This window comes from Arenibacter antarcticus (genome assembly GCF_041320605.1).
GTDB lineage: Bacteria > Bacteroidota > Bacteroidia > Flavobacteriales > Flavobacteriaceae > Arenibacter > Arenibacter antarcticus.
This window is the reverse complement of the sequence record NZ_CP166679.1, coordinates 3009807-3031773: the sequence shown is the minus strand read 5'-3', so window position 1 is coordinate 3031773 and position 21967 is coordinate 3009807. Positions and strand designations below refer to the sequence as shown.

The window sequence follows — 21967 nt, the reverse complement described above, 5'->3', positions numbered from 1 at the left end:
CGTAGTTATTAATCGTTTAATTTATTTAGGTAATAATCATATGTGGCAAATTGTGATCTTACCTTGGTGTTATCATTTTTTCTATAGGCATTGTCATGCTTTTCTGAAAAAACGCGTGCCTTAACATTGTCTTGCCAAGAAATTTCAAAGGTATCCAATATCTCTTGCTTAACGTCCATATCGTATATAGGGACCCCAACTTCCACTCGGTAATCCAAGTTTCTAGTCATCCAATCCGCTGAGGAAATATAGACTTTAGGATGGCCATCATTCCCAAATATAAACACCCTTGGATGTTCTAAAAATTTATCGACCACGCTTATGGCTTCAATGTTTTCGCTCATTCCCTTTACCCCAGGTATCAAACAACATATTCCACGGATAACAAGCTGAATTTTCACTCCTGCCCTACTTGCCTCGTACAGTTTATCTACCATTTTATAGGAAGTGAAACTGTTCATTTTTATTTTGATATACGCTTCTTTTCCCACCTTTGCGTTTTGAATTTCCTTATCGATCAGTTTTTTGAAAACATTTTTGGTATAGTGCGGCGATACTATAAGGTGCTTGTATTTATTGATCTTATAAGTAGTTTCAAAAAAATCGAAAACCTTGTTCAACTCCTTCAAAATTCCCTCATGGGCTGTAAATAAGGTGTAATCGGTATAGATCCGAGCCGTAGATTCACTAAAATTCCCGGTACTGACAAATCCATATCGCTTAATATGGCCTTTATCTTCCCGCTCCACCACACAGATTTTACTATGCACTTTTAGTCCGCGAACCCCAAAAATTAATTTTACGCCTTCTGCCTGTAATTGCTCAGCATATTCAATATTGGCCTGTTCGTCAAATCTGGCCTGCAATTCTATTTGTACCGTAACATGTTTTCCATTCTTAACAGCATTGATCAAAGATGCCGCTACTTGGGAGTTATTGGCCAATCTGTAAACGGTAATCTTAATATTCTTTACTTTTGGATCTAGGGCTGCTTCCCTTAGAAATTTAATGATATAGGAAAAGGTTTGGTAAGGGGTATATTGCAAAAAGTCCTTTTCTGCAATCCTTTCAAAAAGGCTTCCTTCCATAGAAATTCCTTTCACTAGCAAGGGAGTGATACGCTTGTACATCAAATCCTTTCTTCCCAAACTAGGAAAACTCATATAATCCCTTCTATTGTGATACCTCCCTCCTGGGATCACGCTATCCGTGTCCTCAATATCCATTTTTTCCTTTAGGAAATTTAGGGTGTCACTACCAATTTGCTTATCGTATACAAACCGGACGGGATCACTGATTTTACGGTGCTCCACACTAGAGGAAATCTTCTCAATAAAGCTTTTACTCAGGTCATTATCCATATCCAATTCGGCATCCCTAGTGATTTTGATCATATGGGCAGAAATGGATTCGTAGTCGAACATATTAAAAATACTACCTAGGCAGTATCTAATAAGATCGTCTAGAATAATGATATAACTTTTTTCGCCTTCTTTAGGCAAAACCACAAAGCGATCTATTCCTTTTGGGATCTCGATTAAAGCATAGCGATTCTTCTTTGCCTGGCTTGTACAACCCGGTTGGTTTTTAAGTATCATTTTAACTGCCAAATAGGCTGCTGTATCCTTTAGCATAGGAAAGCCGATCATATCATTTAAAATGATGGTCATTAGGACGGGACTTACCTTTTCAATAAAATAATTCTTGATAAAACAGGCCTGATGTTCAGTGATTTCAGACTCATTGATCAAAAAAATATCCTTGGTTTCCAATTCCTTTTCTATATCCCCTAATATCTCAAGACTTTGGGTCTGTTGTTTAATGACAATTTCGGTGATTTCTTCTAGGAGATCTTTTGCTCTTTCCCCACCCAAAACACTTTTTCCGGTTTTTCCAGCATCCACGATCCGTTTAACAGTAGCATATCTAACCTTGAAAAACTCATCCAGATTATTTGAAAATATACCTAAAAAACGGAGTCGCTCTATGAGGGGAACATTTATATCAGCACTCTCTTGTAAAACTCTTTCATTAAAACTTAACCAGCTAATTTCACGGTTAATATATTGATTTTTAGTTTTGATCATTCTTTTAATAATTTTGGAAATAGCGTTCGCCCTGTTGTTCCTTTTACAACGGTTTTCCAGTCGTTAGTGTCAAATTTTAATTCCACCAATCCGCTTGTGGGAACGTTGTCAATATACACGTTTCCCAAAGAATTGGCTATGTGGGTAAAGGCCTCGTTATGGCCAAAAAGCAATACAGTATCTTCAGAATTGTCCAAGGATTTGATAAACATATATACCTCATCCCCTGTGAAATCGTACAAGGTATTGGACAGGGTAAATTTTTCTAATGGAAAACTAATTGTCCTTAAAAATATAATGGCCGTATGCATTGCCCTATTAGCAGGACTTGAATAGGCTGCATCTATTCTTATATTGTTCTTTAGAAATCCCTTTGCCACTTTAGCAGCATCAATTATCCCTCTTTCCTTTAGCGGTCTGTCCCTATCCGAAACACTATAGTCCCAAGAAGATTTTCCGTGCCGTACCAAGATTATCGTTTTCATTTTATCAATTTGAAATGTCCGTTAAATTTACTCCATGGAACCCATGGTATTCCTTATACATACCTAAGGTGCCAGTCGCTCCATATTCCAATCGTAATCGGCTTGCATGGTATAGCGTATCCTGTCGTGCAACCGATTTGGTCTACCCTGCCAAAACTCCATAGAAACTGGCTTTACAATAAAGCCGCCCCAATAGCCGGGTCGTTCAATTTCCTTGGCTGCATAGTCTTTTTCCAAATTTTTTAATTTGGATTCCAAATATTCTCTATTGGGAATTACTTCACTTTGGGGAGATACAATGGCTCCCAATTTACTCCCATCAGGCCTTGATTCAAAATATCCATCGGATAAATTTTCGGCAATCTTTTCAGCATTCCCCTTAATTATCACCTGTCTTTCCATGATTGGCCAAAAAAAAGACACACATACCTTAGGATTTGACATTATTGCCCTGCCTTTTTCGCTTTCATAGTTCGTATAGAAAATAAATCCCTCAAAAGTATATTTTTTCAATAACACTACCCTACTTTTTGGATATCCATCCATACCAATGGTAGAAACGGTCATAGCATTAGGCTCATCTACCCCTTCACTGGCCTCCACCTCATAAAACCACTTTTGGAATAGTTCCATGGGATTTTTAGAAATACTGGCTTCTGTAAGCTCGCTTTTTTCGTAGGATTTTCTATAACTGCCTAAATCTTGTTGCATATGGACGAATTCAAATTGGGGAAGAGAAACCTCTAGTACTAAGTTAATTTAAAAAAACACATTGCCCTATATGCCCTTTAAGTTACCTGGTGATTTGTTGCAAATTTGCACAAAACAATCCTAAATACGAAAGCTAAGTTCGGTTATTTTATGGTAGGTTATTTGTTTCATCTGCTTTTCTACTCCAAGTTACAAATCGAAGAAAGCAAGAATTTTAAGTCACAAATAATCTTCAGACCATAATTAAAATCAAAACTCGAACCCTTTGCCATCATCCGCCAATTCTACATTCGGAAAGATTGTTTCGGCCTCCTCCTTAAATAGGTCGATAGATCCGTACCGGGTAGAATAATGTCCTAAAATCAGCTTTCCAACCTTGGCTTTTTTTGCGATGGTAGCTGCCTCTTTAGCCGTTGAATGTTTTGTCTTTGGCGCCAAGGCCCTTTCCGATTCCAAAAATGTGGCTTCGTGGTACAGCACATCTACCTCACTAATCAAAGGGATAATTTGTTCTGTATATTGGGTATCACTACAAAAGGCATAGCTTTGTGGCGGAGGTGGATCAAAACTAAGCAAACGGTTATCAATGTTCTGACCATTGTCCAATACCACATCCTTACCACTCTTAATATTTTGAAAATAACATTTATCCACACCATATTTAGCAACGGCGGCAACATCTAATTTACGTTCCCCTATTTGCTCCTCAAACAAAAAACCATTAGTATAAATCCTATGCTCTAAAGGAATGGTACTAACCCGAACATTATCATCCTGGAAAATAACCTCCGACTCCATGGAGTCCAGTTCGTGAAACAAGAGGGGATAATTGGTCCAAGAATCTCCCAATTTCAGAAATAAGGTGATTGCCTCTTTTATTCCCTTAGGACCATAAACATGAAGTTCTGTTTTACGGCCTAACAACCGAAAGGTAGATATAAGTCCTGGCAGGCCAAAAAAATGGTCTCCGTGCAAGTGGGATATAAAAATATGGCTAATTCTAGAGAATTTAATTTTTTGTTTTCTCAATTGTACCTGGGTACCTTCTCCACAATCGATCAAAAACAAATTGCTTTTTATCTCAAGTACCTGAGAAGTCGGATTGTTCAATGATCTTGGCGTAGCCGCATAACAACCCAAAATGGTTAATTTCATAAACATAAATGATTAAAAATGGAATCTGTTGTTCCACCTGTTTGGTTTAAGGGGATGGATGATTGCCCACAATAATCTAGATCCATTGCAATTACTAACAAGGACACCAGTATAGAATATTTTAATTACATAATGGGATATATAATCGAACCCCAACAGCACTTACAGCAGTAGCCTTCTGCAACCCAATTTCTCTTTTATCTACAAAAATAGTTTTAGCCTTCCCTAGGTATTCTTCCTTTATGATCTTCCATTGAAGTCACCTGGACTAGGAACACTGCTAGAATGGGCCGCCTATTAAATAACCTCACGTCACTTTATGGGTGAAATCTATTTATCCTAGAGCAAACCTCAAGTGTTCTTCTAGGGAGATACCTTCTTTAGGGTTTATTTTTTACAATAAACTACAGTTCCAATTCCCGCTCTATTTCCTCCATTTCTATAATATCTTTAGCTTCTTGAATTGTTGGAACTATGCAGATACGTTCAGGGACCTCATCATAAGCCACTTTATCAGTTACCAAAATAAATGATTTATTTGATTTTTTATGGGTGTCCGCCAAATCCAGAAACTCCAGCACATCGCCAGAAGTAAGTTTTTTGAAGGTAAAGAGGTTTAGAATAATATGATCGTTCTTAATTTTGGGATAGACTTCCTTTAAGTTAGCTATAAATGCAACTAAGGATATATTTTCCTGTAGCACAATAGTTACGTTTCCTTCTTTATCTAAAATCATACGTATATTATTTAATTTTTGAAGCTAATAAATAAATTACTGCCATTCTAATGGCTACCCCATTCTCCACCTGATTTAGGATAATGGATTGTTTGGAATCGGCTACATCACTGGTAATCTCCACACCACGATTAATAGGGCCTGGGTGCATTATCACGATTTCCTTGTCCAAGCTGTTTAAGAGCGCTTTGTTTACCCCATATTGTTGGGTATACTCCCTAGTTGTAGGGAAGTAACTGATATCTAGACGTTCGTTCTGTATGCGCAACATATTGGCAACATCGCACCAATTTAAGGCCTTGCGTAAATTGGATTCGACACCCACTCCAAGGGACTCTATATGCTTGGGAATTAATGTCTTAGGCCCACATACTTTAACATTGGCACCTTGCAATTTTAGGGCGAATATATTGGATAATGCTACTCTAGAATGAAGAATATCACCCACGATCAGTACATTTTTACCACTTACGTCCCCCAGCCGCTCCCTTATGGAAAAGGAGTCTAACAAAGCTTGTGTTGGATGTTCATGGGCGCCATCGCCAGCATTGACGATTGCCGCTTTAACGTGATTGGATAAAAATATTCCAGCCCCAGGATTGGGATGTCGCATCACTACCATATCTACCTTCATGGATAGGATATTATTAACGGTATCGATCAAGGTTTCGCCTTTCTTTACTGAGGATTGTCCAGAAGAGAAATTCACCACATCCGCAGAGAGTCGCTTTTCCGCCAATTCAAAGGAAAGTCTTGTCCTTGTACTGTTCTCAAAAAAGATATTAGCGATGGTAATATCGCGAAGCGAAGGAACCTTTTTTATAGATCGGCTTAAAACTTCCTTAAAATGATCTGCAGTTTCAAAAATGAGCTGAATATCCGTTTCTTTCAGATACTTTATCCCCAACAAGTGATTTACACTCAATTCACTCATGCGCTTATGTCTTTACTAAATATATAACATCTTCCCCGTCATTCTCCTTCCACATTACTTTCACTTTTTCCCCATTTATGGCATCTACTTGGCGACCCCTATAATTTGGCTGAATAGGCAAATGCCTACTAAAGCGTCGGTCGATCAATGTCAGCAATTCAATTTCTTTAGGTCTTCCAAAGGATTGTATGGCCGTTAATGCGGCCCTGATGCTGCGCCCTGTATAGAGTACATCATCTATAAACACCACATTCTTGTCTTCTATAGGGAAGTCTATTTTGGTCTTGTTAGCTTCCAACGGCTTATCGCCACGTCTAAAATCGTCCCTGTAGAAGGTGATATCCAAGAAGCCTAGATCAATTGGTCCCACTCCGTATTCTTCCTTTAAGATCTTGGCTAAGCGGACCGCCAAAAATATCCCTCTTGGCTGTATTCCAATAAGAACCGTATCCTTAAAGTTCAGGTGATTTTCTAACAATTGACAAGCCAAACGATGTAGGATAATATTTATTTCTTTTGAAGAAAGTAATACTTTTTGACTCATAGATAATTTGTCCAATACCATTGAATTACAAAAGTAGGGATTTCTATCTAATATAATGGAATGTTATGAAATTAGTGTTTTGTCAAAAAACGGAATAGTTGTCAATTACCGTAGTATATTTAAAAAATGGGCATAAAAAAAGCCCCGACGATTGCCGGGGCTTTTCTATACTGATAAATAGTTGCTTACTTATTTTTCTTGTCGTTAGCTTCCATTTTATCTTTCAACGCTTGCAAAGCTTCGTTAGCATCACCTAAAGTAGGTTTCGCCTCGTCTACAGATGTTGCAGCTTTCTTAACTGCAGCCTTAACAATACGCTGCTCTTCTTCTCTAAAGATAGCGGTATGACTTGCAACCACTCTTTTGAATTCTTTATTGAACTCAATGATCTTAAATTCAGCTTCCTCACCTTTTACCAATTTCTTGCCATCTTCTTTTTCTAAATGACGAGTAGGTACGAAGGCAACGATATCCTCATTAAACTCAATAGTAGCACCTTTGTCTACTATTTCGGCAATAGCTCCTTTATGAACTGTACCTAGAGCGAACTCGGTTTCGTATTTATCCCAAGGATTATCGGTAGTCTGTTTGTGACCTAAACTTAATTTACGTCCTTCAACATCCAATTCCAAAACTTCCACTTCCAAAGTATCACCAACGGTTACAAACTCTGATGGGTGCTTAATTTTCTTGGTCCAAGAAAGGTCAGAGATATAGATCAATCCGTCTATTCCTTCTTCCAATTCTACAAATACACCAAAGTTGGTGAAGTTACGTACAATTCCTTTGTGCTTAGAAGCAGCAGGATATTTGGTAGTGATATCAGTCCATGGGTCTGGCGTCAATTGCTTGATACCAAGAGACATCTTACGATCTTCCCTATCCAAAGTTAATACTACTGCATCTACTACATCCCCTACTTTTACGAAATCCTGAGCCGAACGCAAATGCGTAGACCAAGACATTTCAGAAACGTGAATCAATCCTTCAACACCTTCAGCAACTTCGATAAATGCACCGTAGTCTGCAATAACAACTACTTTACCTTTAACTTGGTCACCAATTTTAATGTCTTCGCTCAAGGCATCCCATGGATGTTTCTCCAATTGCTTAAGACCTAATTGAATTCTAGACTTGTTCTCATCGAAGTCAAGAATTACAACGTTTAATTTCTGATCAAGTTCAACCACTTCATTTGGATGGTTGATCCTGCTCCAAGAAAGATCGGTAATATGTACCAATCCATCAACACCACCAAGGTCAATAAATACACCGTAAGAAGTAATGTTTTTAACAACACCTTCCAACACTTGTCCTTTTTCTAATTGACTGATGATCTCTTTTTTCTGCTCTTCAATATCAGCCTCGATCAACGCTTTATGCGAAACAACTACGTTTTTAAATTCGTGGTTAATCTTAACCACCTTAAATTCCATAGTTTTGTTTACATACTGATCGTAATCACGAATCGGCTTAACATCTATTTGAGAACCTGGCAAGAATGCCTCAATTCCAAAAACATCTACGATCATACCACCTTTGGTTCTGCATTTTACAAAACCACTAACGATTTCCTCGTTGTCATGAGCAGCATTAACCCTATCCCACGCCATGATTGTCCTGGCTTTTCTATGGGAAAGTACCAATTGTCCACTTTTATCCTCACGGATATCGATCAACACCTCTACTTTATCACCAACCTTTAAATCGGGATTGTAACGGAATTCATTCAGTGATATTACTCCTTCAGATTTGGCATTGATATCAATAATAGCCTCACGTTCGGTAAGGTATACTACTGTTCCTTGTACCACTTCTGCGTCTGCAGTATCCACAAAGTTCTCAGCTACCATTTCTTCGAATTCCTTTAACTTGGATTCGTCAACGCGCTCAATACCTTGTTCATACTTGTCCCAGTCAAAGTTTTCCAAAAATTCTTTCGGATCTTGAGCAGGAGTTTCTACTTTTGTTTCTTGGGTAGCGTCGGTAGTTTCTTCTACCTCTGCCGTTGTTTTGTCTTCAGCCATTTGCTGATTTTTTAATTTGTATTCCCAGTGGAGTCACAAGAGTTAAACAATATCCAGGGAAGCTGTTATATTTATTTTTTGTTTTTCCCTTTTCTCTCTTGATGTCTTGTTGAAAAAGGAGTGCAAAAATACAATAAATTATTGGCTTTAACAACACAAAAACAACTTGGCGCCCAACAACTTAACATTTTAATATGAATTGCGCCATTTCAGACCTAAAAATCTTATATTGTATCTATAAATTTTAACCATTAAAATCAGTTATATGAGTGTAAAATCAAAGTATCAAGAGGTGCTAAGCCTAGGCGAGAAACTAGGGGTTAAGAATGGCGATGTTACTGAAGAAGGCGGAATCCTAAAAATTAAAGGAGAGACAAATACTCAGTACGAAAAAAATCTACTTTGGGACAAAATAAAGGAAATAGGCGGTGAAAATCCTTCAGATATTAAGGCCAATATTACCGTTTCAGATGAAAGTGTTTACCACAGGCATACGGTGAAAAGCGGGGAATCTTTAAGTAAAATCGCCAAAAAATACTATGGAGATCCAATGAAATACAAGAAAATATTTGAAGCCAATACCAACATCCTAAAAAATCCGGATGTAATTCATCCCGATCAGGTTTTGGTCATTCCAAATTAAAAACTGCGATCTTAGAACAACCATAAAGGCGGGAACAATGAATATTGATCCCGCCTTTCCATTTCTTAAGATATAGTAGAAAATTATTTTATAACCTCTTCTATTTTACGAAGGGCAAAATTATGAATACGCTCCAATTGCTCCTTTAATCCCATATCACTATTGTCAAACTCAATAGCGTTATCAGCCTTTTTTAGAGGGGAAAACTCCCTGTGGGAGTCTATATAATCCCTAGATTGAACATTTTTCAAAACCTCGTCATAGGTAACCTCCTCACCTCTATCCAATAATTCCTTATAGCGTCTAAATGCCCTTGTTTCTGGGGAGGCAGTCATAAATATTTTAAATTCGGCATCAGGAAAAACTACCGTCCCAATATCCCTTCCGTCCATTACAATGCCTTTTTCCTTTCCCATTTCTTGTTGCATGGCCACCAATTTTATCCGTACCGCTTCAAGAGTTGCAATTTTACTTACCAGTCTAGATACTGGCAATGCCCTAATCTCCTTCTCCACATTTTCTCCATTCAGGTACATCTCAGAAAACCCTAGAGATTCATTATAGACGAACTTTATCGACAAATTGGGCAGGTCAGCAATTAACTTGTCCATATTCTCTTCCTTTCCGCCAATATATCCCTGTCGCATAGCATAAAGGGTCACCGCCCTATACATGGCTCCCGTGTCTACATATACATATCCAAGTGATTTTGCCAGCTGCTTGGCTATTGTACTTTTTCCAGTTGATGAGTAGCCATCAATAGCTATGGTAATTTTTCCCATGAGATTAAAAATAATAAGATTTAGTCAATTTCACCTTAAGGAAACCGACTATGTTAAAAACACTGATAATTCACAAAGATAAATGGAGCATTTTATACACTATATTAAAAGTGTCCCTCCTTGGTCAAGAGGGACACCTTACTATTGTACACCAAAACATCAATTCAATAAAAATGCTTTAAAAACCTATAGTTCCTTAGCATTCTTCACTTTCTGATCCGTAATGGCGATATCAATGACTTCTTGCATATCGGTCACATAATGGAAATTAAGTCCCTTTAAATATTCTTCTTTTATCTCCAGAATATCCCTTCTGTTATCCTCGCACAAAATAATTTCTTTGATCCTAGCGCGTTTTGCTGCCAGAATTTTTTCTTTTATACCACCTACTGGCAATACCTTGCCCCTTAAAGTTATTTCCCCTGTCATTGCTAGACTCTTCTTTATTTTTTTCTGGGTAAATAAGGAAACCAAGGAGGTCAACATTGTAATTCCCGCACTTGGACCGTCTTTTGGCGTGGCTCCTTCCGGCACATGTATATGCACATTGTACTTGTCGAACACATCTGGATTTATTCCAAATCTATCGCTATTGGACTTTATATACTCCATGGCAATAGTCGCAGATTCTTTCATTACCGTACCTAAGTTTCCGGTAATATTCAGTGTCCCCTTTCCTTTGGAGAGGATAGATTCTATAAAAAGAATATCTCCACCCACACTTGTCCAAGCCAAACCAGTAACTACTCCCGCCACCTCGTTGTTCTCGTACTTATCCCTTTCCATTCTTGCAGGCCCCAATACTCTCTCAACAACTTCATTGCTCACCTTAATGGTATATTCCTCCTCCATGGCAATGGATTTGGCCGCATATCGCACCATTTTTGCAATTTGCTTCTCCAAGGACCTCACTCCCGATTCCCGGGTATAACCCTCTACTATTTTCTCTAGTTGGGCCTTTCCAATTTTAAGATGCTTCACGGTAAGTCCGTGCTCTTTCAGTTGTTTCGGCAATAAATGCCTCCTAGCAATCTCTACTTTTTCCTCAATGGTATAGCCAGTTACATTTATGACTTCCATACGATCCCGGAGAGCGGGTTGAATCTCGGATAAATTATTGGCTGTAGCAATGAACATCACACGGGAAAGGTCGTATCCCATTTCCAAAAAGTTATCGTGGAACTCGTTATTTTGTTCTGGATCCAAAACCTCCAACATGGCAGAAGAAGGATCTCCCTGATGACTATTTGACATTTTGTCTATTTCGTCCAATATAAATACTGGATTGGATTTACCAGCTTTTTTTAAACTTTGTACAATCCTTCCGGGCATGGCTCCAATATAGGTTTTTCTATGTCCACGGATTTCCGCTTCATCCCTTAGTCCACCCAAACTAATACGCACATACTCTCTACCTAAAGCTTCTGCCACAGATTTACCCAAAGATGTTTTTCCCACCCCAGGAGGTCCGTAAAGACAAAGTATAGGCGATTTCATATCGTTCCGCAGTTTGAGGACCGCTAAGTATTCTATGATCCTTCTCTTTACATCTTCCAACCCATAATGGTCCCTGTCCAATATTTTCTGAGCCCTTTTTAAATCGAATTTATCCTTGGAAAATTCGTTCCAAGGAAGGTCAAGAAAAAGGTCTAGATAATTACGCTGGATAGAATATTCCGACACTTGGGGATTCATGCGTTGCAATTTAGAAACCTCCTTTTCAAAATGCTCTGCAACATTTTCGGTCCATTTTTTCTTTTTCGCTCTTGCCCTCATCTCATCAACCTCCTCCTCATAGGAAATTCCTCCGAGTTCCTCCTGTATGGTCTTCATTTGTTGATGAAGATAATACTCTCGCTGTTGTTGATCCATATCACTTCTCACCTTGGACTGAATATCATTTTTCAATTCCAATTTCTGAAGCTCTACGTTCATATATTTTAAGGTAGCCAAGGCCCTTTCCTGTAAATTTCCAATTTCCAGGAGTTCCTGCTTGTCCTTAACGCTTAAATTAAGGTTAGAAGAGACAAAATTAATCAAAAACGAATCGCTCTGTATGTTTTTGATAGCAAAGGAAGCTTCACTAGGGATGTTTGGATTATCCCTAATAATCTGAAGGGAAAGCTCTTTTATAGAATCTATAATGGCTCTAAACTCCTTGTTGTCCTTTTCTGGTCTAATTTCCTCTGTTTCACGTACAGTTGCGGTCATATACGGCTTTTCAGTAAGCACTTCAGCCACCTCAAATCGCTTTTTACCCTGAATAATAACCGTAGTATTACCATCGGGCATTTGCAACACCCTTAATATTCTGGCAACAGTACCCAAAGTATTAATATCCTTAACTCCAGGATTTTCCGTTTCCTCATCCTTTTGGGAAACTACCCCAATTACTTTGGAGCCATTGTTGGCATCCTTAATAAGATTGATAGAAGAGTCCCTCCCGGCAGTAATAGGTATTACCACGCCTGGAAACAAAACTGTATTCCTCAGAGGCAGAATAGGCAAGGTATTAGGTAGCTTTTCATTGTTTATCTCCTCCTCGTCCTCTGCTGTCATTAACGGAATTAATTCTGCTTCTTCATCCATCCCCTGCAATGACATAGTGTCAAATTTTATATTCTTCAAATTACCCATATTTTTATTTCGGTCATTCTGTCACTCAACTTAAAACAGAATTACAATTTATATTAAATGCTATATATCCGCTTAATCCCTACAAAATAAAGGAATATAGAGGATTCTTCAAATCAGATTCACTCTTATTTAGGCAATTCTTGTGCCAACTAGTTAAATCTTTATAAATAACTGTAACATTTGCTAAATTACTTCATCTATTAAGAAAACCGATTCCTTTTTGAGCCAAGAAAAGAAACATATTGATCCATTAATACAGTTGTGTTTAACCGGGGACCGCGCTGCCCAATTGGAAATTTACAATCGCTATTACAAAGGCATGTACAATATTTCCAAGAGAATCGTTAAAGACAGTGCGGTTGCTGAGGATGTAATGCAGGAATCACTTTTAACCGCATTCACAAAATTGGACACTTTTAAGGGAGAGGTAAGTTTTGGGGCATGGTTAAAACGAATAGTAATTAATAACAGTATTCAGCACTATAGAAAGCAAATAAAAAGGCACGAAATAGGGATTAACAATGTATTGTATAAGGTCGAAGATAATGAAGGATATGTCGCAGATGATGGTATAGATGAACTGAAGGCTCAGAAAGTAATCGAAACCATGAAACTGTTAAAGGACAATTACAGAATTTCTTTGACCTTATATTTAATTGAGGGCTATGATTATGAGGAGATCAGCGAAATAATGCAAATAACCTATGCCAATTGCAGGACTATGATCTCTAGGGCCAAAAACAGTCTAAGGCAAAAATTAATTACCGTATTATAATGGACAAAGACAATTTAGAACAACTATTTGTGCAGCTTAAAGGCACTTATGACACGGAGGAACCAGCAGCTGGCCACCGGGATCGATTTATGGCGAAGCTAGAGGCTGCCCCTAAAAAACGACCTAATAAAAGAATTAAAATAGTATGGTGGAAACCCCTATCCATTGCCGCTGCCTTATTACTATTGTTCTCATTGGCTTTCACATTAAAAAACCTTACCCCTACTATGGAACAACAGGTTTCTCAAATTTCACCGGAGATAGCCAACACCCAATACTACTTTGCCAGTCTAATCGAGGAACAGGTAAAGAGCCTACAAAATGAGCGCAGTCCAGAAACAGATAAAATTATTTCGGATACCATGATCCAACTCAGGACCTTGGAAAACGATTATAAAAAAATGGAACAAGACCTCATAAACGGGGGAAACAGCAAATTAATACTACGTGCCATAATCGGAAATTTTCACACGAGGATAGAATTGGTTAATGAGGTATTAAAACAAATAGAAGAAGTTAAAACTTTAAAAGAATACAAAAATGAAAACAATATTACATAAAAATCTTATAGCTTTCTTACTAGCCATTCCAATACTAACCTTCGCTACAGACGGAATACAGGGTGGAAAATATACCAAGGAAAAAACGATTAAAAAAGAGTACGTTGTAAACTATGACGCCCTGCTAAAAGTAAAGAACAGTTATGGCAATTTAAAAATCACTTCTTGGAACGAAAACCGTGTTCTGATTGAAGTCCACATAAAGACCACGGGAGACAATGAGGAAAAGGTTCAGCGTAAATTAGATGATATTTATATAGATTTTGAGGCTACGAACGCTATGGTAGCCGCTACAACCGTATTCAACAAATCCAAAAATAGCTGGGGCTGGAGCTGGGGCAGCAATAACAACGTAAATATGCAGGTAAATTATACTATAAAAATCCCAATAAAGAACAGCGTTAACCTCAGCAATGACTACGGGAGCATTATTTTGGATCGAATAGACGGTCATGCAAAAATCAGTTGCGACTACGGCCGGTTGGATATAGGGGAACTGCATGGCAAAAACAATCAATTGTCCTTTGATTATTCCTCGCGGTCCACAATTGGTTATATAAACAGTGGGAGCATTGATGCCGATTACTCGGGATTCACTATAGAAAAGGCTGGTAATTTAAGTATTGTGGCAGACTACACCAATTCTAAGATAGATAAAATGGGGCATCTCACCTATGCTTGTGATTATGGGAAGTTGGAAGTTGGAAATGTAGACAACGTACAAGGAAATGGCGATTATATTAATGTTGATTTTGGAAGTGTCCACGGAAACCTAGACATAAGGTCTAGTTACGGATCGGTAAAAATAAAGGAAATGGCATCAGATGCTGGAAACCTGCAATTGAGAACAGATTATACTGGTATTAAGATTGGCTATGCCCCTGATTATCATTTTAACTTTGAAATACACACCTCCTATGCAGGAGTAAGTGGAAAGGATAATTTCACGTTAGACATCAGTAAAGAGAAATCCAGCGAGAATTATTACAAGGGCTACTACGGAAGCCAGGTCACTGGAAAATCTGTTACTATTAATAGTGAATACGGAGGGATATCCTTTTACAAGAATTGATTAAACCTCCCTCACCTTATTTACCCTAGTCAAGAGAAGTGCTCCAATGAGAAAGAAAACACCTAAAAACACAATCGCATTCCTCATACTTCCTGTAGCCTGGGCTATATATCCGTACATAAAGGTCCCAATTACGATCCCAATTTTTTCAGCCACATCATAAAAACTAAAAAAGGAAGTTGTATCGGTAGTTTCTGGCAAAAATTTAGAGTAGGTAGAACGGGACAATGCTTGTATTCCTCCCATTACCAATCCCACAAATCCGGCAGTAATATAGAAATCATTAGGGGTGACCACAAAATAAGCATAAATACAAATCACCAACCAAAGGAGATTTATAATAGTCAGCGTCTTTATGTTCCCCAACCATCCGGACAACCTAGCGGTTACCGTAGCACCAACAATGGCCACCAATTGTATCACTAGTATACTTAGGATTAATCCAGTTGTACGTTCACTATCTCCACCCCAAGCTATCTCTTCTTCCCCAAAATAGGTTGCAATCAGTATCACCGTTTGCACCGCCATGCTATACACAAAAAAAGCAGCCAAATAACGCTTCAATCTTATTTGATCCCCCAACTCTTGCCATACCCCTTTAAGTTCCCTAAAACCATTGAGCACTATATTCCGTCTTTCACCTTCCTTCCTATATCCCTTGGGAAGAAAATAGAAGGTGTACTGGGCAAAACCTACCCACCAAATTCCTACTGTCAGGAAGGAATAGCGCATCGCTTTAACCTCTGCAACACCACTTGCATCAGATTCTATTCCAAAAAGATCTGGCTTCATCACCATCGTCAAATTGAAGAGCAACAGGAGAACACTGCCTAAATATCCCAAAGAAAAACCTTTAGCACTAATTTTATCCTGTTGCTCGGGGAATGCCACATCTGGTAAATAGGAGTTATTAAAAGCCAGACTAACCCAAAATCCCACTAATCCAAAGAAATAGCAGGTTAAACTAATATATATATGCTCTAGGGAAAACCAATACAAGCCAATGCAGGACAGGGCTCCCAAGTAGCAGAAGAATTTCATAAAAAGCCTTTTATTGCCTAAATAATCTGCAATACCGGATATAAAGGGAGTCAGGATTGCTATAAACAAAAAAGCAGCGGAGGTCACATAACTAATTAAAGGAGCCCTAGCTATCTCCCCGCCAAAAACAGTTACCTTTTCTACATCTGCCATTCGGAACAATGCCCCATAAAAAATGGGGAAAATTGCCGAGGTAATTACAAGGCTATAGACCGAATTTGCCCAGTCATAAAATGCCCAGGCGTTCAACAATTTCTTACTTCCTTTAGCTGGGTGTTGTTTTACCATTTATAGCATAAAAAAGAGCCGTCCTTTAGAACGGCTCCCATATTATTGTGTGGTCTATACTTCAATTTAATCTTTATTACTGAAAGCTTGTAACCCCAAATTTAGCGGCTTCTTGCTTGGCCAACGGGGCCCATTGAGACAGATTTTCAATTCTGGTTTCATTGGAAGGGTGGGTACTTAAAAATTCTGGTGGCGCTCCTCCTCCACTTTGAGCCTTCATCCTCCTCCAAAGCTCTGCAGCTTCATCGGGATTATAGCCAGCAATGGCCATTATTTGAAGGCCTATCCGGTCGGCTTCGGTCTCATGACTCCTACTAAAAGGAAGCATTATCCCCACCTGCGAACCAACTCCATAGGCTTGATTGAAGATGTCTCTTTTTTCGGGATCTTGAATGGCTACATTCCCCGCTACGGCCCCTAATTGCTGTAAGGTACCTGCACTCATACGTTGGGCACCGTGATCGGCTAGCGCATGGGCTACTTCGTGACCCATCACTACGGCTACACCAGTTTCACCATTACAAATAGGAAGGATTCCGGTATAGAATACAATTTTCCCACCCGGCATACACCAGGCATTGACGGTTTTATCTTCTACCAGATTATATTCCCACTTATAATCTTTGAGATAACCTGGATACCCATTTGCAGAAAGCCAACGCTCTGCAGCAGCGGCAATCCTCTGACCAGTTTTGGTAATCATTCTTGCATCCGCCGTTCCACTAATTACCTTATGCTCTCCCAAAAATTGGTCGTATTGTGCGAAAGCGGTTGGAAAAATCTGACTGTTCCCATAAAAATTCAGGACCTTTTGTCCGGTAAAAGGATTGGTCTTACAAGCCAAAACCCCAATAAAAATCGCTATTATTAATATTATTTTTTTCATCACATAGAGTGTTAATTAACGAAAATTACAAAAAAATTACTATCCAATTAGATGCAATACAGTAAATTCTTTGCTGATATGAATATTATTATTTCCGTTTAGCTTAACGTCCTTTAGCTCAACTATTTCATTATCTACCCTCACTTCCTTTATTTTGAAGGGCAGACCATGGAAATTCATTTTAAAGGTTCCATAGGAGGTGATAAAAGTTCCTTCTTTAAACTGCTGAATGATCAACTCGTTCTCCTTGCCCCTAAAACTAAAGTTCCGAAGACTGAACCTTCCTTTCTTGTAATCATACCCATCTTGAGCATCCTCGTAGACCGTAGAGTTTTCTACTCCTTTCTTATAATATACTTCCAAAAGAAGTTCCTTAATTTCCAATTCCCCTACATATTGCTGTACCGGAAACTTTGGAATAATGGCTCCCTCCTTTACAAAAAGAGGTATTTTATCTATATCGGCTACAATCCATTTCTCCATTCCTCCAGGCACCACCTCATCGGTCCAATAATCATACCAGGTCCCTCTAGGAATGTACATTCTACGACCTTGCGCATTGGGTTCCTGAACTGGACATACTAGGATCTGTTCCCCAAAAATAAACTCATCCGTTCTAAAATGGGTCTGGGGATCCTTTTGATCAAAATAGACCAAAGGTTTTATCATAGGTGTTCCTTCTTTTGAATATCTGTAGAACATAGTGTACAGATAAGGGAGCAATTGATAGCGAAGTTCAATAAATTTACGCACAATATCGGTCACCTCATCATCAAAAGACCAGGGCTCTTGATCGCCGTGATCTCCACTGGAATGCACCCTACAAAATGGATGGAAAACTCCCAATTGGATCCACCTTGCAAATAATTCCCCACTTGGTTGTTCTGCAAAGCCCCCAATATCTGAGCCCACAAAGGAATAACCGCTCATACACATCCTTTGAACTTGAACGTTGGCGATCCATAAATGTTCCCAGGTGGCTACGTTATCCCCTGTCCAAGTCGAGGAATACCGCTGTGTACCTGCATAGGCTGCTCTTGTGATCACAAAAGGTCGCTTAGGGTAAACATACTTCTTTATCCCCTCATAGGTAGCCCTTACCATTTGCATACCATAAACATTATGTGCCTTTCGGTGTGAGCAGGGATGGCCGTCAAAATTATGTCGGGTATCCAAAGGCGCTGTCTTGGTAGGCACTTCCATTACTGCGGGTTCGTTCATATCGTTCCACACGGCATGCACACCTATATCGGTAAACATTTCCTTATAAAGTTCTGCCCACCATTCCCTTACCACAGGATTAGTGAAATCGGGAAAATAACATTCCCCGGGCCATACTTTTCCTTTCATAAAAGCACCATCGGCACGTTTACAGAAATAATCGTTCTCTATGGCTTCCTGATAGACCGAATAATCCTTATCGATCTTTATTCCAGGATCGATCATAACTACGGTCTTAAATCCGTCCTTCTCCAAATCAGAGATCATTTTTTTGGGATTCGGAAAGTGGTTTTTATCCCAAGTAAAACATCTAAATCCGTCCATATAATCTATGTCCAAATAAAGACCATCACAGGGAATCCTTAATTTTCTAAATGTTGCAGCCAGTTCGCGAACATTGCTTTCCGGAAAATAACTCCACTTGGATTGATGGTATCCCATTGCCCACATAGGTGGCAATTCTGGTGTACCGGTAAAATTGGTATAGTCTTTTACTACTTGACCAAATGAAGGACCATAGAAAAAATAGTAGTTCATTTCTCCCCCATCTGCCCAAAAACTGGTTACATTCCTACGTTCATGAGCAAAATCGAACTGCGATTTAAAGGTATTGTCAAAGAAAATTCCATATGCCTGCTCATTGTGTAGTCCAATAAAAAATGGAATGGCTTTATAAAGTGGGTCTTGATCCTTGCCATATGCATATTGATCCGTTACCCAGTTACTTACTCGTTTACCTTTAAGATTACTATGTGTTGCTTTATCTCCCAAGCCGTAAAAGCTCTCTGTATTTTGGGTGATTTTGCTCATTTTCACAGTGTTCCCCCCATATTCATAATTCTCCTCCCAATGAAACCCCAGTTCGTCCTCACAAACAATAAAGCCCGTTAGATCCGAAACCTGTGTCCTTAACGTTTGTTTATCTACTAGTATTGTAAGTTTAGCGGTACGTATTAAGTATTCCGTCGCCGTCTCCTCTACCTCTAGTTGATTATATCCAAGAATAGCATTTTCACTTATGGCATAGGAAAAGTCGGCCTCAAAGATATTTTCAGTGGCATATCTAAATCTAAAAATACTATCACGCAAAATGGTGATTTCTAGAATTACCCCATTTAGGGTAGTGAAATACAATTTATCAGTATCCCTTTTAAAATCAATAATTGAATTGGGATATAGATTTCCTTTATATTCTAGCTCGGTATTGGTAATCATGGATATGTGATTTTGGAGGTGCAAAAAAAGTACATTCCGATCTATTTACGAAATGTTATATTAAAATAGCCCCATAATAGCGCAACATTCAATTTTTATTGAGTAAACACTACCATCCCAAGTGGTGGGATCGTAATTTCCACAGAACTTTCATAACCATGCCATGGGGTCTTTGTCGTTTTTAAAATCCCATTTTCTAATCCAGAACCTCCGTATTCCTTAGCATCGCTGTTAAAAATTTCTTTTAGCGACCCAGTAATTGGAACCCCCATCCTGTATTTATTCTTGGGGTTAGGAGTAAAATTACAGGCAACGTAAAGGTCTTTTTTAGTATCGTTCCCTTTTCTGATATAGGTCAGTACCGAATTTTCATGATCTCCATAATCGATCCATTGAAATCCTTCGGCACTAAATTGTAATTCATACAATGCCGGATAATCGCGATAAAGTAAATTTAGATCCCGCACCAAGTTTTGTATGCCTTTATGGAAATCGTATTGCAACAGATCCCATTCTAGGCCTTTTTGAAAATTCCATTCCGAAGATTGGCCAAATTCACCACCCATAAAAATTAAATTGGCCCCTGGGTGCGTGTACATGTATCCAAATAGCAATCTCAGATTCGCAAAACGTTGCCATTCATCTCCCGGCATTCTATATAAAAGCGATTGTTTCCCATAGACCACCTCATCATGTGAAAATGGGAGCATAAAATTCTCCGTAAAGGCATAGGTGGCACTAAAGGTTAGATCGTTTTGATGAAATTTCCTGTATAAAGGATCTTTTTTAAAGTATTCCAAAGTATCGTGCATCCATCCCATCATCCATTTCATCCCAAAACCTAGTCCGCCCATATTCACAGGCTTGGAGACCATAGAAAAGGAAGTAGACTCCTCGGCAATCATCTGAATGCCCTCAAAGTTGGAATACACGGTTTCATTTAGTTCCCTGATAAAGGATATGGCTTCCAAATTTTCATTATTTCCATAAATATTGGGTTCCCATTCCCCTTCTTCTCTGGAGTAATCCAAGTAAATCATGGAGGCTACAGCATCAACCCTAAGGGCATCCACATGATAATGATCTAACCAATACATGGCATTACTTATCAGAAAGGCCCGTACTTCATTGCGACCGTAATTAAAAATTAAGCTCTTCCAATCTGGATGATATCCCCTTCTACTATCAGGGTGTTCGTAAAGATGTGATCCATCAAAAAATCCTAATCCATGAGGATCTTCAGGAAAGTGGGAGGGTACCCAATCCAAAATCACCCCTATATTATTTTGGTGCAAGGTATCTACCAAAAATTTAAAATCCTCTGCCTTTCCAAATCGAGAGGTAGGCGCAAAATATCCGGTTAATTGATATCCCCAAGAGGGATCATACGGATATTCCATAATCGGCATAAATTCTATATGCGTAAAATTCATCTCCTTCACATACGCTACCAAATCCACTGCCAACTCCCTATAGGTCATAAACTGGTTGTCCGACTTCCTTTTCCAGGACCCCAAATGCACTTCATAGACTGCAAAAGGACTATCCAGGGAATTCTTTTCCTTCCTAGACCCCATCCATTCCTTATCTTTCCAACTGTGGGAGGCATCCCAAACCACAGAAGCGGTTCTTGGAGGGTGCTCACAACTTTTGGCAAAGGGATCGGCCTTTTCGGTTACCACCCCATGGTTATTAGAATGGATCCTGTATTTATATAAAGTACCTTCTCCTAGATCCGGAATAAATCCTTCCCAAATTCCACTGCCATCCCAACGCACATTAAGTTGGTGTTCGGATTCATACCAATCATTAAAATCTCCAACAACGGAAACCGATCTTGCGGATGGAGCCCAAACTGCAAAATAGGTACCTTTAACACCATCTACCTCTATAAGGTGGGAACCCAATTTTTCGTAAAGCTTAAAATGCTTCCCTGATTTAAACAGATCAATATCAAATTCGGAAAATAAACTATGGGATATTACCTTGGTCATTATTGCGTTATTTAGTTCAAATATAAGTAACTTAAGCAAGCACATTCTATAATGGCGCCCACTTATTACAAATTACTAACTTTACAAGTATAAAAATAAAAAGTGGAACGATTCTTGAAACTATTATAAAAATACAACGGCAATCATTTATTTCACTAAATCAAAAATATTAT

18 protein-coding genes are annotated in these 21967 nt (G+C 38.7%); 4 read left to right on the top strand and 14 right to left on the bottom strand.

Annotation, left to right across the window (positions count from 1 at the left end; translation table 11 throughout):
• Positions 1–8: 8 nt before the first annotated feature.
• The 8 genes from ppk1 to rpsA form a co-directional block, all read right to left on the bottom strand.
• Entirely contained in the window at positions 9–2087 is a 2079-nt protein-coding gene (ppk1, locus tag KCTC52924_RS12565) for a polyphosphate kinase 1 (RefSeq protein ID WP_251808473.1), read from the bottom strand.
• Entirely contained in the window at positions 2084–2572 is a 489-nt protein-coding gene (locus KCTC52924_RS12560; protein WP_251808472.1) for a histidine phosphatase family protein, read from the bottom strand. Before KCTC52924_RS12560 ends, ppk1 begins: the two co-directional genes overlap by 4 nt.
• A 63-nt stretch (positions 2573–2635) precedes the next feature.
• Positions 2636–3283 carry a pyridoxamine 5'-phosphate oxidase gene (pdxH, locus tag KCTC52924_RS12555; RefSeq protein ID WP_251808471.1) on the bottom strand — a complete coding sequence of 216 codons (648 nt, stop codon included), beginning with the start codon at positions 3281–3283 and terminating at the stop codon, positions 2636–2638.
• A gap of 249 nt (positions 3284–3532) precedes the next feature.
• The gene (locus KCTC52924_RS12550; RefSeq protein WP_251808470.1) at positions 3533–4438 is read right to left on the bottom strand and encodes a ribonuclease Z; all 906 of its coding nucleotides are present in this window, start codon (positions 4436–4438) and stop codon (positions 3533–3535) included.
• Between the two features lie 404 nt (positions 4439–4842).
• Entirely contained in the window at positions 4843–5175 is a 333-nt protein-coding gene (locus KCTC52924_RS12545) for a ribonuclease Z (protein ID WP_251808469.1), read from the bottom strand.
• A gap of 7 nt (positions 5176–5182) precedes the next feature.
• Positions 5183–6109 carry an aspartate carbamoyltransferase catalytic subunit gene (locus tag KCTC52924_RS12540; protein WP_251808468.1) on the bottom strand — a complete coding sequence of 309 codons (927 nt, stop codon included), beginning with the start codon at positions 6107–6109 and terminating at the stop codon, positions 5183–5185.
• Positions 6110–6113: 4 nt separating this feature from the next.
• Complete coding sequence (pyrR, locus tag KCTC52924_RS12535; RefSeq protein ID WP_251808467.1) at positions 6114–6653, bottom strand: bifunctional pyr operon transcriptional regulator/uracil phosphoribosyltransferase PyrR; 540 nt, start codon at positions 6651–6653, stop codon at positions 6114–6116.
• Positions 6654–6838: 185 nt separating this feature from the next.
• Entirely contained in the window at positions 6839–8680 is a 1842-nt protein-coding gene (rpsA, locus tag KCTC52924_RS12530) for a 30S ribosomal protein S1 (RefSeq protein WP_251808466.1), read from the bottom strand.
• 265 nt (positions 8681–8945) lie between these two features.
• Between rpsA and KCTC52924_RS12525 the strand changes: the two genes are divergently transcribed.
• Complete coding sequence (locus KCTC52924_RS12525; RefSeq protein ID WP_251808465.1) at positions 8946–9323, top strand: LysM peptidoglycan-binding domain-containing protein; 378 nt, start codon at positions 8946–8948, stop codon at positions 9321–9323.
• Between the two features lie 83 nt (positions 9324–9406).
• Here the strand turns inward: KCTC52924_RS12525 and cmk are convergent, their stop codons facing one another.
• Together cmk and lon are read right to left on the bottom strand one after the other, a co-directional pair.
• A complete protein-coding gene (gene cmk / locus KCTC52924_RS12520) occupies positions 9407–10105 on the bottom strand; it encodes a (d)CMP kinase (protein ID WP_251808464.1) in 699 nt (232 codons plus the stop codon).
• A gap of 186 nt (positions 10106–10291) precedes the next feature.
• Positions 10292–12742, bottom strand: coding sequence for an endopeptidase La (gene lon, locus KCTC52924_RS12515; protein WP_251808463.1), 2451 nt, complete (start codon positions 12740–12742; stop codon positions 10292–10294).
• Between the two features lie 220 nt (positions 12743–12962).
• Here lon and KCTC52924_RS12510 point away from each other — a divergent pair, with 220 nt between their 5' ends.
• Genes KCTC52924_RS12510 through KCTC52924_RS12500 form a run of 3 tightly spaced genes read left to right on the top strand, consistent with a single transcriptional unit; the run spans position 12963 to position 15149 of the window.
• A complete protein-coding gene (locus KCTC52924_RS12510) occupies positions 12963–13517 on the top strand; it encodes an RNA polymerase sigma factor (protein ID WP_251808462.1) in 555 nt (184 codons plus the stop codon).
• A complete protein-coding gene (locus KCTC52924_RS12505) occupies positions 13517–14077 on the top strand; it encodes a hypothetical protein (protein WP_251808461.1) in 561 nt (186 codons plus the stop codon). Before KCTC52924_RS12510 ends, KCTC52924_RS12505 begins: the two co-directional genes overlap by 1 nt.
• Positions 14058–15149, top strand: a complete 1092-nt coding sequence (locus KCTC52924_RS12500) for a hypothetical protein (protein WP_251808460.1) — start codon at positions 14058–14060, stop codon at positions 15147–15149. Before KCTC52924_RS12505 ends, KCTC52924_RS12500 begins: the two co-directional genes overlap by 20 nt.
• Here KCTC52924_RS12500 and KCTC52924_RS12495 read toward each other — a convergent pair whose 3' ends face one another.
• The 4 genes from KCTC52924_RS12495 to glgB all read right to left on the bottom strand — a co-directional run bounded on the left by KCTC52924_RS12495 (position 15150) and on the right by glgB (position 21794).
• Positions 15150–16478 (bottom strand): MFS transporter, encoded by a 1329-nt coding sequence (locus KCTC52924_RS12495; protein ID WP_251808459.1) that lies wholly within the window; start codon positions 16476–16478, stop codon positions 15150–15152. It lies immediately after the preceding gene.
• Between the two features lie 76 nt (positions 16479–16554).
• Entirely contained in the window at positions 16555–17364 is an 810-nt protein-coding gene (locus KCTC52924_RS12490) for a M48 family metallopeptidase (RefSeq protein WP_251808458.1), read from the bottom strand.
• A gap of 39 nt (positions 17365–17403) precedes the next feature.
• Positions 17404–19800 carry a glycoside hydrolase family 31 protein gene (locus KCTC52924_RS12485; protein ID WP_251808457.1) on the bottom strand — a complete coding sequence of 799 codons (2397 nt, stop codon included), beginning with the start codon at positions 19798–19800 and terminating at the stop codon, positions 17404–17406.
• Positions 19801–19895: 95 nt separating this feature from the next.
• Positions 19896–21794 (bottom strand): 1,4-alpha-glucan branching protein GlgB, encoded by a 1899-nt coding sequence (glgB, locus tag KCTC52924_RS12480; RefSeq protein WP_251808456.1) that lies wholly within the window; start codon positions 21792–21794, stop codon positions 19896–19898.
• Positions 21795–21967 lie beyond the last annotated feature (173 nt).